The sequence below is a fragment of the Mycoplasma sp. 4079 genome, assembly GCF_047785185.1.
GTDB lineage: Bacteria > Bacillota_I > Bacilli_A > Mycoplasmatales > Metamycoplasmataceae > Mycoplasmopsis.
Genome location: NZ_JBLNNG010000002.1, coordinates 12007 through 24026 on the forward strand (window position 1 = coordinate 12007; position 12020 = coordinate 24026).

9 protein-coding genes are annotated in these 12020 nt (G+C 29.3%); 7 read left to right on the forward strand and 2 right to left on the reverse strand.

Going from position 1 to position 12020, the window contains the following annotated elements:
* Window positions 1-303 precede the first annotated feature (303 nt).
* Entirely contained in the window at window positions 304-1491 is a 1188-nt protein-coding gene (gene tuf, locus ACMZI9_RS00635) for an elongation factor Tu (RefSeq protein ID WP_257089347.1), read from the forward strand.
* A 111-nt stretch (window positions 1492-1602) separates the two neighbouring features.
* On the opposite strand, the gene ACMZI9_RS00640 is transcribed toward tuf, so the two are convergent.
* Window positions 1603-2388, reverse strand: a complete 786-nt coding sequence (locus ACMZI9_RS00640; protein ID WP_323188945.1) for an MAG0110 family membrane protein — start codon at window positions 2386-2388, stop codon at window positions 1603-1605.
* Window positions 2389-2463: 75 nt separating this feature from the next.
* Between ACMZI9_RS00640 and ACMZI9_RS00645 the strand changes: the two genes are divergently transcribed.
* Both ACMZI9_RS00645 and mnmA read left to right on the forward strand, forming a co-directional pair.
* Window positions 2464-3777, forward strand: a complete 1314-nt coding sequence (locus ACMZI9_RS00645; RefSeq protein ID WP_416099040.1) for a C1 family peptidase — start codon at window positions 2464-2466, stop codon at window positions 3775-3777.
* Between the two features lie 100 nt (window positions 3778-3877).
* The gene (gene mnmA, locus ACMZI9_RS00650) at window positions 3878-4993 is read left to right on the forward strand and encodes a tRNA 2-thiouridine(34) synthase MnmA (RefSeq protein WP_416099041.1); all 1116 of its coding nucleotides are present in this window, start codon (window positions 3878-3880) and stop codon (window positions 4991-4993) included.
* Between the two features lie 44 nt (window positions 4994-5037).
* On the opposite strand, the gene ACMZI9_RS00655 is transcribed toward mnmA, so the two are convergent.
* Window positions 5038-7470 carry a leucine-rich repeat protein gene (locus tag ACMZI9_RS00655; RefSeq protein WP_416099042.1) on the reverse strand — a complete coding sequence of 811 codons (2433 nt, stop codon included), beginning with the start codon at window positions 7468-7470 and terminating at the stop codon, window positions 5038-5040.
* Between the two features lie 276 nt (window positions 7471-7746).
* On the opposite strand from ACMZI9_RS00655, the gene alaS reads away from it, so the two are divergent.
* From alaS to greA, 4 genes are all read left to right on the forward strand, one after another.
* Complete coding sequence (gene alaS, locus ACMZI9_RS00660; protein ID WP_416099043.1) at window positions 7747-10371, forward strand: alanine--tRNA ligase; 2625 nt, start codon at window positions 7747-7749, stop codon at window positions 10369-10371.
* On the forward strand, window positions 10359-10799 hold the full coding sequence (ruvX, locus tag ACMZI9_RS00665; RefSeq protein ID WP_323176663.1) for a Holliday junction resolvase RuvX: 441 nt from the start codon (window positions 10359-10361) through the stop codon (window positions 10797-10799). Before alaS ends, ruvX begins: the two co-directional genes overlap by 13 nt.
* The gene (locus tag ACMZI9_RS00670; RefSeq protein ID WP_416099044.1) at window positions 10799-11455 is read left to right on the forward strand and encodes a BC85_0335 family putative methyltransferase; all 657 of its coding nucleotides are present in this window, start codon (window positions 10799-10801) and stop codon (window positions 11453-11455) included. Before ruvX ends, ACMZI9_RS00670 begins: the two co-directional genes overlap by 1 nt.
* A 63-nt stretch (window positions 11456-11518) precedes the next feature.
* Window positions 11519-12013 (forward strand): transcription elongation factor GreA, encoded by a 495-nt coding sequence (gene greA, locus ACMZI9_RS00675; RefSeq protein WP_257089363.1) that lies wholly within the window; start codon window positions 11519-11521, stop codon window positions 12011-12013.
* Window positions 12014-12020: the final 7 nt, after the last annotated feature.

Below are 12020 nucleotides of genomic sequence, written 5' to 3' on the forward strand. Positions count from 1 at the left end.
TTAGTATTATTTATCGCATATATTTTTATTAAATTTAATTGATGATTTTATATAAAACTGCATCTCTAATTAGTTTCATTATTAGACAGAAATAACAGAAATTGCATTTTGTGGTACAATATAAAAACTAATTTAAATGTTATTGGAAATAATGTTTTCAAAAATTATTTTTGATAAAATTAATGTGCTAATTTAACAAATGGACAGGACCTAGATGAAAGGCTAGGCATAGGTTGGTTTTGGCGCTAAAACACAATACATTTATTAAACAATTTTATATATATAAAATAGAAAGGAAATTACATGGCAAAATTAGATTTTGATCGTAGTAAAGAACACGTTAACGTTGGAACAATCGGACACGTTGACCATGGTAAAACAACTTTAACTGCTGCTATTGCTACAGTTTTAGCTAAAAAAGGATTATCAGAAGCTCGTGATTACGCTTCTATCGATAACGCACCAGAAGAAAGAGCACGTGGAATTACAATTAACACATCACACATCGAATACCAAACAGAAAAACGTCACTATGCACACGTTGACTGTCCTGGTCACGCTGACTATGTTAAAAACATGATTACAGGGGCAGCTCAAATGGATGGAGCTATCTTAGTTGTTGCTGCAACAGATGGACCAATGCCTCAAACACGTGAACACATTCTTTTATCTAAACAAGTTGGAGTTCCTCGTATCGTTGTATTCTTAAACAAAGTAGATATGCTTGAAGGTGAAGAAGAAATGATCGAACTTGTTGAAATGGAAATCCGTGGACTTCTTTCAGAATACGGATTTGATGGAGACAATGCTCCAATCATTCGTGGATCAGCTCTTAAAGCATTAGAAGGTGATGCAAAATACGAAGAAAAAATTATGGAACTTATGGATTCAGTTGATTCATACATCCAAACACCTGTTAAAGAATTTGACAAACCATTCTTAATGGCTGTTGAAGACGTTTTCACAATTACAGGACGTGGAACAGTTGCTACAGGACGTGTAGAACGTGGAACACTTAAATTAAACGACGAAGTTGAAATCGTTGGATTAAAACCTACTAAGAAAACAGTTGTTACAGGAATCGAAATGTTCCGTAAAAACCTTAAAGAAGCACAAGCTGGAGATAACGCTGGATTATTACTTCGTGGAGTTAACCGTGATGAAGTTGAACGTGGACAAGTTTTAGCTAAACCAGGTTCAATCGTTCCTCACACAGAATTCGAAGCTGCTATTTACGTTCTTAAAAAAGAAGAAGGAGGACGTCACACTCCATTCCTTAAAAACTACAAACCTCAATTCTACTTCCGTACAACAGACGTTACAGGGGGAATTGAATTCGAACCAGGACGTGAAATGGTTATGCCAGGGGAAAATGTTAACTTAAAAGTTAAATTAATCGCACCTATTGCTGTTGAAGAAGGAACAAAATTCTCAATCCGTGAAGGTGGACGTACAGTTGGTGCAGGAACAGTTACAAAAATTGTTAAATAATTTGACTAATTGTTTTTCACAAATAATTTCAAATACACAGATTTAGGTCTGTGTATTTTCTTTGCGTTTTTAACAAAAAAATCAACACCGTAGTGTTGAGAGTAAATTGTTTTATCTTTCTTTAACCAATATAACAATAACGTAATAAAGTAGTTGAGCTAATGAAACAAATAACTGAAGTCCGTGCTGAATTCCTAAAGTGATTAATGATTTTCTACTCATATACTCGACATAATCAGCTGTTTTTCTAATTGAATATCATTGAAGAATCATAAATAATGAGATTAATGCAACCATTAAAATTCCGATTCATCAGTTAATGTTATCTCTTTGTCTAAAAGCAAAGAATGAAATTAAGAATGTAACTAATATTGCAAATGATAGAACTAAAATCATTACTATTAGTGATCTTACATTAATAATTTTTAACATTCCTAATATTCCGGTCAAGAATAATATTCCTACTGGTATAAAAATAACTGATGCTAATTGCAATGATGCATACTTGACAATTTCTAATGCAGATTTATCATATGTATATGATCCAAAACTAATTAATAATAAAGCTGTTCCGATTAAAATTCCATAGAATAATGCATAGAAGAAGAACTTGATGCTCGTGAGTATTAGATTTTGAGATTCATTTTTCGGTTTTATAAAACTTAGAATCATAATTCCAATAAAAGGGACGATTATCATCATTATTAAAAATAAAAGTTGATAAAACGATTTTGGCATTGAATTTAGTATTAGTAAATTAATTCACACAAAGAAGATTGATAATAATGATAATAAAAGCAATCCACCAGTGCTTGTTAATAGTATAATTCCATAAAATAATTTTACAGAGCCTGATTTAACATCAGGAACTGCTTTAATAGTTTCTTGATTATTCATAATTTAAATTGTAATACATTATGAATTAAACTGAACTATATTAATAACTAATATACAAGGTATATAGGAGTAAAAATGAATGTAACTAAAAACTTATTAGATGAATTCAAGTCAAAATTTGAATCAAAATCAAACAATAAAATGATTCAAAACTCAATCATCAAAAATGGTATTAAGAATACAGTTTTTGATCATCAAACATTTATCAAACACGATCACGTTTTTGACATAGAAACAACATTAGGTGATATAACATCACAAAAAAATAGTGGAAGATGTTGAATTTTCGCTTCGTTAAATATGGGTAGAGTTGAAGCTGCTAAAAACTTAAATGTAAGTAGCTTTGAGTTTTCACAAAACTACTTTGCTTTCTATGACAAAATTGAAAAAGCAAATACATTTTTAAATTATGCAATCCAAACAGCGAACTTACCATTAGAAAATAGAGAAGTTTATCACTTAATTAATAGAAATGTTGCTTCAGATGGTGGATACTGAGAATATTTTGCTAACTTACTTAAAAAATATGGTGCAGTTCCAAAATCAATTATGCCTGAAACATTCCATTCAGGAAATACAACAGATATGAATGAACAAATTGATAAGCATCTTAAAAATGGAATGAAGAAAATTAGAGTACTTGTTGCACAAGGTGCTGCTGAATCACAAATTCAAGCAGTTAAAGAAGATGCACTTTACAGAGTTTATGACATCGTTTCTAAATGTTTAGGAACACCAGTTAATGAGTTCACTTATGAATACAAAGATAAAGATAATAAGTATCACAAAATTGAAAACATAACTCCTGTAGAGTTTTTCGAAAAATATGTAGGAAAAGATTTTGATAAAAAAGTTAATCTAGTGCACGACCCTAGAAATCTTTATGACTATGGAACTAAATATGTTCTTAAATATCAAAAATCAGTTTATGAAGATCAAGATGTTGAAATGATTAACGTTCCATTAGATGTAATTAAGAGTGCTGTAATTGCTTCATTAAAAGATAACTTACCAGTTTGATTTGCTTGTGATGTCGATCCTTTCAAAGATAATAAATCAGGAATTTTTGACCCTAAACTTTATGATTTTAATTCAGTTTTTGAACCAATTAGTGACTTTAATAAAGAAGATAGAATTATCTACTTTAACTCAATGTTAAATCACGCGATGGCTTTTGTAGGTGTTAAGACAGAAAATGGTAAACCGATTGCTTGAAAAGTTGAAAACAGTTGAGGTGATGATTCTGGTAAAAAAGGTGTTTACTCAATGTCTGATGAATGATTTGATGAGTACAACTTCTCAGTTATTGTAGATCCTAAATATGTTCCAGAAGAATATCTTAAAGCTGATAAATCAGTTGTTCTGGAGTTATGAGAACCATTTGCTTAATAGCAAAAAGTTAAATTTTTACATTAAAAACCAAAAAATTTCGCTTTTTTGGTTTTTATATTACAATTTATATACTTATTTAAGTATATAAAGGAGAAATATGTCTAAAAGAGTTGTTATAGGTATGAGTGGTGGCGTTGATTCATCAGTTGCTGCTTATTTATTACAAAAGCAAGGTTACGAAGTAGTAGGATTATTTATGCGTAACTGAGACAGTATTGTTAATAATGATTTTCTTGGAAACAATGATCTTAAACAAGATATGTGTCCACAGGAAAGAGATTATATGGATGCTCAATCAGTTGCAAATTCATTATGTATCAAACTTGAAAGAGTTGACTTTGTTAAAGAATATTGAGATAATGTTTTTGAAAACTTTATTGAAGAATTCAAAAAAGGAAGAACACCTAATCCGGACATTTTATGTAACAAGTACATAAAATTCAATGCTTTTGCTAACTATGCATTCAATGAACTTAAAGCAGACTATATTGCTATGGGACATTATGCAAATGTAATTGATGGTCACTTATACAGAGCGAAAGATGAAGATAAAGATCAAACTTACTTTTTAGCTCAATTAAGTCATGATCAACTTAAAAAAGTTATTATGCCACTTGCTGCATTAACTAAACCTGAAATTAGACAAATTGCTTCTGAGTTAGGTTTAATTACTGCAACTAAAAAAGATTCAACAGGAATTTGTTTCATTGGAGAAAGAAACTTTGGACAATTCTTGCAAAACTATATACCAGCACAAGATGGAGATATTGTAGATATTACAACAAATAAAGTTGTTGGAAGACATGTCGGATGTTTCTATTACACAATTGGACAAAGAAAAGGTTTAAATTTAGGTGGTATGGCTGAACCATATTATGTTTGTGGTCACGATGTGCAAAAAAATATTTTATATGTTGCACCTAACTCAAAACCTGAATACTTGATTTCAAATAATTTAATTGCTTCAGGATTAACCTTAAATAACAAAGATTTTAATCCTGATAATTTAACTGCTAAATTTAGATATAGACAAAAAGATATTAAAGTATCCGTTGAATTTTTAGGCGATGATAAAATCAGAGTATTCTATCCTGAGGGTTCATCAGCTGTTACACCAGGCCAACAAGTTGTTTTATACGATGGAGACAAATGTATTGGTGGAGCAACAATTGATGAAATTTATGATGATAAAACTAAAAAATGATACATATAAAAAATCATATGGGTGTTAAATTAACTCATATGATTTTTCTTATCTTAATTTCGAATTAATTGCTTTTTATTAACTACATTTAATTTAGGAGCAACTAGAACTGGAGTTTCACTTTGTGGAGAAATTGATGTTGCTCAAGATGAACCGACACTTTCCAAGTTAGGGAAGTTAAGTGCAGAAATTGTTCCAAATCCATTTGCAAATGTATTTGAAGCAATACCCTTAACATTTTCTCCTTGAATTGAGTTTATTTGGTTTGAACTCTTAAATGCAGTTGTGTAAATAAATTCAACCTTATCAGACAATGTAACATAAGGGTTATCAGATTTAAATTTAATTAAAACTTTTCCTAACATCGCTTTTGTGCTTTCTTGATCGTTTAAGATGTTATAGTAATATGGTGTTCCTTGAAGTGCTGTAGCACCTAGAGAAGTTAAGTTAGGTAAGTTTAAACTTGTTAAGTTTGATAATGATCCAAATGTTCCTTGATTTACTGATTTAACATTTTCTGCTGCTATACTTGTAATAACTTCATTAGCAGTTGCTGCTTCTGGAATTTTATTGTCAAATGAAAATGCAGAGTTGTAGATTTGTGTAATTGATGGGTCTAAAGTGATTTCAGCTTTATTATTGATATTTTTGTAACCAATTAAAACTGAATCTAATTTAATTTGCTCTTCATTTGAGTTTGAAATATGGTCATAGTATCATTTCGAACCGAATAACGCATACTCACCTATATTTTGAACATTTTGAACATCAAATGTTTCAAGTGCTGGAGTATCTGCAAATGCTTCATTTGCAATATAAACTTCAGGTGCTTGAATTGTTATTGTTCTAAGTGTACTGTGTTTAAACATTTCTTCTGAAATATAAACTGGTTGTGTAGAAGTAATTGTGACTGTATTGATATTTTCATTGCTTTTGAATAAACCATTTACAAAATAAAGTGGCTTATCTGAAGTTATTTGCACATCAGTTGCTTCACTATCCACAGATACATAAGTATTCTCATTAAGCTTAATTTGTTTTTTAAAGCTTTCTGGAACTGTATTTGCAAATTCTGCTAACAATTGATGTCTAATTGCATTTTCTCCTAAATAAGTTGCTTTTGGTAAAAATACATTTCTAATATCTTCTGTATTTAATGAATCTTTCCCAATTTTTTCAACATATGGAGCATAAACATATGAAACTTTTTTATCCTTAAATGCTTCCTCCATAATTGCAGTGTAATTTTCATTCAAGAAAATAGGTATTTGTTTTTCTGGAATTTCGTATTTAAGTCCTAAAACAGTATTGTTTTGTTTCTTTAAAAAGAAATCTGTAAATTCACTAATGATTGACTTTAGCATTGTTGTAGTTTCATCTTTTTGAAGAAACATAGCTCATACAATGTTAACTATTATGTTTTTTTCAATCTTTATGGCATCGTTATTAAGCATTTGGCCGATTGTATATAAGTTCAAATTGGTATTACCCTTATGTTTATTATTTATTTGTTTTAAGAAAGTTAAGATTTCATCTTTTTTCTCAGTTCCTAATGAATCAAGCGTTTCAGGATTATTTATTACAGAATTTACTAATTCAGAAATATCAACAATTGTTTCTGCCATTCCATAAGTTTCGATATGCAATCTTCTTTCAGCTTGAATATCAGATTCCGGATTAGAATAATTCAAAAACGGAAAAAGAAGAGAATTATTCTGTGATGCTTTAACAGTTTTATCGGTATCATCAAAAGATTCATATAATTCCGTGATTGCAGCAAGAAAGAATTGTTTAACTTGCTCCTGATCCTTTAAATTTGTAAATAGATCATTCAAAGAATTTATATCCATTCTATTAAGTAAGATATATTTATCTCTAATAACCTTCATAACTATCGGATACATGTTATCAAATGATGAACTAGTCAATTTCAACGCATAAGAGGTTAAAGCAATCAGCTTATCTAGTTCAAAATCGTCTAATTCTTTTATGTTGACACTATTTAGCTTTTCGATTGAAGAACGATATTTTGAAGTCACATATTTTTTTGTCTTTTCAATTAATAAGATAGCTTCATTTGTTAGAGGGATATTTGAAAAAGTGATTCCTTCAACCTCTTTTTTACATTCTTCTAATGATTTGATATCTTGTAAGTTTTTTGCTATTTGGTCTTTAATTTTTAGAGCTTCTACGTAATTCTCAGAATTATCATTAATATCTGCATTTGTTAGCGATTTAACTAAATTGACATAGTTATTGAAAAGATTTGGTGTAAGCATCATTGCAGTATCGGTGAGTGATTTTGAGAAATCCAATAATTCCTCTTTTTTAGCAATTGTTTGAGCTATGTCACCTGGATTTGCAATCGGATTACTTGGTTTAGGTTCTTTAGGTGCTTCTTGAGAACATGCAATAGTTCCTGTTACTGATGAAATCGCACCAGTTAATGTTAATAATTTAAAAATATTTTTTGTTTTTAATTTCATATTTCTCCTAATTAATATAATTTTACACTTTATAGAATTTAACTTGGTTATTTTAATTAACTGAAATTAACAAAATTTTGTGCTAATTATTTTGAATTCAAATCTGCAATTAAAACTTTTAACTTAGTGTACAAGATGTTTTAGTAATAAAAATGAAAATAAGGATATTGATTAAAACAAATTGAAAATTTAAACTGTTTAAAAATCTTTTTAATATAATTTAGTAATATTTTTACTTTTATTTCAAAGAAATAAAAGAACATAAGGAAGGTAAGTATGAATTCAAAACAAATTAGAGAATCATGATTAAAGTTTTTCGAATCTAAAGGACACTTTGTTGTGCCTTCAAAAAGTTTAGTTCCACAAAATGACCCATCATTACTTTGAATCAATAGTGGTGTTGCGACTTTGAAAGATTACTTTTCAGGTAAAAAAGAAGCTCCTGCAAAAAGATTGACTAACTCACAAAAAGCAATTAGAACAAATGACATTGAAAATGTTGGTATTACAGCTAGACATCATACATTCTTTGAAATGTTAGGAAACTTCTCAATTGGAGATTACTTTAAAAAAGAAGCTATTGATTTTGCTGTTGAGTTTCTATTAGATGTTCTAAAACTTGATAAAGACAAATTATATTTCACATACTACTATGAAGATTTAGAAACTAAAAATTACTGAATGGCTCATGGTTTTGACGAATCACACATGATACCAGGTGGCAAAGATACTAACTTCTGAGAAGTTGGTTCAGGTCCTTGTGGTCCTAACACAGAAATTTTCTATGATCGTGGTGAGAAGTATGATTCAAGAGGAATCGAGCTACTTAAAGAAGACATTGAAAACGACAGATACATTGAAATCTGAAACATTGTGTTTTCAACATATAACTCAAATGGTGAAGGTGAATATACAGAATTAAAGCAAAAAAATATTGATACTGGTGCTGGATTAGAAAGAATTGTCTCAATTATGCAAGATGCGCCTACAAACTTTGATACTGACTTATTTTTACCTATTATTCACGAAATCGAGAAATTCACAAATTATAGATATGATACAAACAATTACTTTGTAAATGATAAAGATCAAACTTTAATGAACTCATATTTTAAAGTTATTGCTGATCACATGAGAACAGTAACTAATGCTATTGCTGATGGAGCTAAACCATCTAATGTTGGTAGAGGTTACATTTTAAGAAGATTAATTAGACGTAGTGTTTACAAAGCTATGCAATTAAATATTCACGAACCTTTCTTACACAAACTTGTTGATGTGATTAAAGAAACATTACCTTTTGAATATTATGTAAATCCAATTAAAAAAGTTATTGAAGATGAAGAATTAACTTTTGCTAAAACTATTGAAAACGGAAAACAAATTCTATCTGACTTTATTGTTGAAGATTTAAAAGTTTTCCCAGGAGACATTGCATTTAAATTATTCGAAACATATGGTTTCCCTGTTGAATTAACTGCAGAAATTTTAGCTCAACAAAATATCCAAATTGATTATGAAGCTTTTGAAGCAGCAAAACAAAAACACGCTGAAATGAGTAAAGGAATAAAAGTTTCAGGAATGGATAAAGTAATCAACTCATTAACTTTAATCAAATCAAAAGTTGATGAATTTATTGGTTATGAATACACAAAATCAGTTTCAAGCATTTTATACTTACTAGATACTGAAAAAGAAATTGAGCAAGCTAACGGAATTTCATATGTTGTGCTTGATAGAACTCCTTTTTATGCAACTAGTGGTGGACAAAAACACGACCGTGGATACATAAAACAAGGTACAAATACAATTTTAATCTTAGATGTTTTCAAAGATAAATTTGGAAACCACATTCACAAAGTTGAAGGAAAAATTGTTAAAAACTTACCTGTAGAGTGCTTTGTTGACGAAACAATTAGACTAGGACTTGAAAGAAACCACTCTGGAACACACTTATTATTCAGTGCACTTAGAAGCGTTTTAGGAAATCAAATTAGACAATTAGGTTCAAATAACAATGAAGAACGTTTAACATTTGATTTACCAGCTGATACAAGACCTACAAAAGAAGAAATTAGAGCAATCGAAAACTTAGTTCGTGAGTACATTAAGATGGACGCTGTAAGACATTACTTGAATATGACTACAGACCAAGCTAAAGAAATGGGTGCAATTATGACTCTTGAAGAACAAGAATATATGAACCCATTAAATGTAAGAATTGTTAAATTTGACAATATTACAGCTGACTTATGTGGAGGTACTCACTTATCAAATACAGCTAAATTAGAAAACTTCAAAATTACAAACGTTGATAAAAAAGCTGCTGGTGTATATAGAATTAGAGCTATTTCATCAAATGCTTTAGTTGATGAGTTTTTAGATCAAGAAATTGATAAATTAATTATTGAAGCAGAAAAATTAATTGACAAAAACACTGAGCTAGAAGCTTCATACAACTTTGATTTAAATATTCCTACTGTAAAAGAAGAAGCAATTGACTACTTAGAAGAAGCAATTGAAAAACTTAAAGAAGACAATAAGCAAATTCAAAAAGATTTACAAAATTCATTTGAATTTGATTATGACTCAATTGAAGTTTTAACAATAAATGGAAACAAAGTTTACTTAAATCAAACAGTTAATAAATCAAACATTAAAACAGTAGCTTCTACATTAAGAGAAAAATACAACGATATTTTAGTTGTGCTTACATCAAATGATGAAACCAATCCAATGATTGTTGTAGCTTCAAAAGAATACAATTCAAATGCTATTGCACAACAATTATTTGCAAAACTTAATGGACGTGGTGGTGGAAACGCTATCTTATCTATGGGTAAAGTCGCAACTGCTAATAACTTAATTGCTGCATTAGAAGAGATTACATGAGAAAAATAGGTCTAGATTTAGGAACTAAAAGTTGTGGAATTGCAATCACTGATGAAAGTGAAATCATTGCATCAGGATTAGAAAACTTTAAATTCGAAGAATATAAATTTACCCAAGCTCTTGACAGAATTAGCTACTACATTAATGAAGTTTATAAAAACAAAATCGATGGAATAGTGCTTGGTTACCCACTTAAAATTAGTGGAGATAAGAGTGATAGAACTTTAATGGTTGAAGATTTCAAAAAGCAACTTGAAGAAAAATTTAACTTACCTGTTTTATTGGTTAATGAACAATATTCAACTAAAAAAGCCCATGAGACTATGATTGAAGCCGGTTTAACTAGAAAGAAAAGAAAAGATCATAAAGATAAGCTTGCAGCACAAATCATACTTAATGATTATTTAGATTACTATAAACATAAATGAGGTAAATAATGAGTGATACAACAAGAATGATTTTAATGGTATCTGCAATAGTTGTGTTTGTTTTAGGTATTGGTATTTACATTGGGTTAAATATTTACTCAAGAAAGATTCGTAAAAAATATTTAGCAAAAGCGCATGCTGAAGCGCTTGTTCAAATTGAATCTTTACGTAGTGAACTTGGTGTATTACCTTTTGATATTAAAGACTTCCTAAAATCAAAAGCAAATGATTTAGACATTGAAGGTATTATTAATACAATTTATCAAAATCATTATCAAAATTGCTTAATTGTTGATGAAAAAGATATGTTCCCAATAGTTGCAATTGACTCAAAAACAAAATCAAATATTTATTATTTAAACTCAAGTTTAAATAAAGACTTATATGATAAAGTTAAAGAGATTTTTGGTAATGAAGCTGGTAAAGGAATAATAGAATATAAAGATCAAGAATTAGATTTTGTTGCGATTTTACGTACTGAGCAAGACGTAAATGACTTATATGATAAGTATGTTCACAAGATGCAAAAAGGTATGTGTATTATTAGTTTTGATAATGCAAAAAGATCTGAAATTAAAAGATTAATTTCATTACTTAGGATGTCTTCAATCCCATATGAAGTATCATTTTTAAGTTCTAAATTTCTTTTTATAGTAAAAAGATAAAATCAGACTAAAATAAAATATAATTAAATTAACTTTTCTCAAAATAACATAAGGAGAATGATTATGAACAATGAAGAATTAAAAGGTGTTGTTTACCTATCGCAAGAAACTTACGATAGATATAAAAAAGAATATGAACATTTAGTTAATGTTGAAAGACCTGCTGTTCAAGCTGCCTTAAAAGAAGCTAGAGCACAAGGAGACTTATCTGAAAACGCTGAATATGATGCAGCTAGAGATAGACAAGGTGCTGTCGAAGGTAGAATTAGCGAATTAGAACAAATTTTAGATAATGCAAAAATTATTGAAGCTAAAGATGAGTCAACACAAAACACAGTTGGAATTGGTACAACTGTTCAATTTGTTAAAAAAGACACAAATCAAGTTAAAGAAGTTACAATTATGGGTACACACGATACAAACCCATTTGAAAATAAAATTTCAAACAAAAGTCCACTTGCAGTAGCAATGATGGGACATGTAGCTGGTGATGTTGTTGAAGTTGATGCACAAACAAAATACATGATTGAAATTTTAAGTGTTAAATTCAGTAATTAAGCTGAAT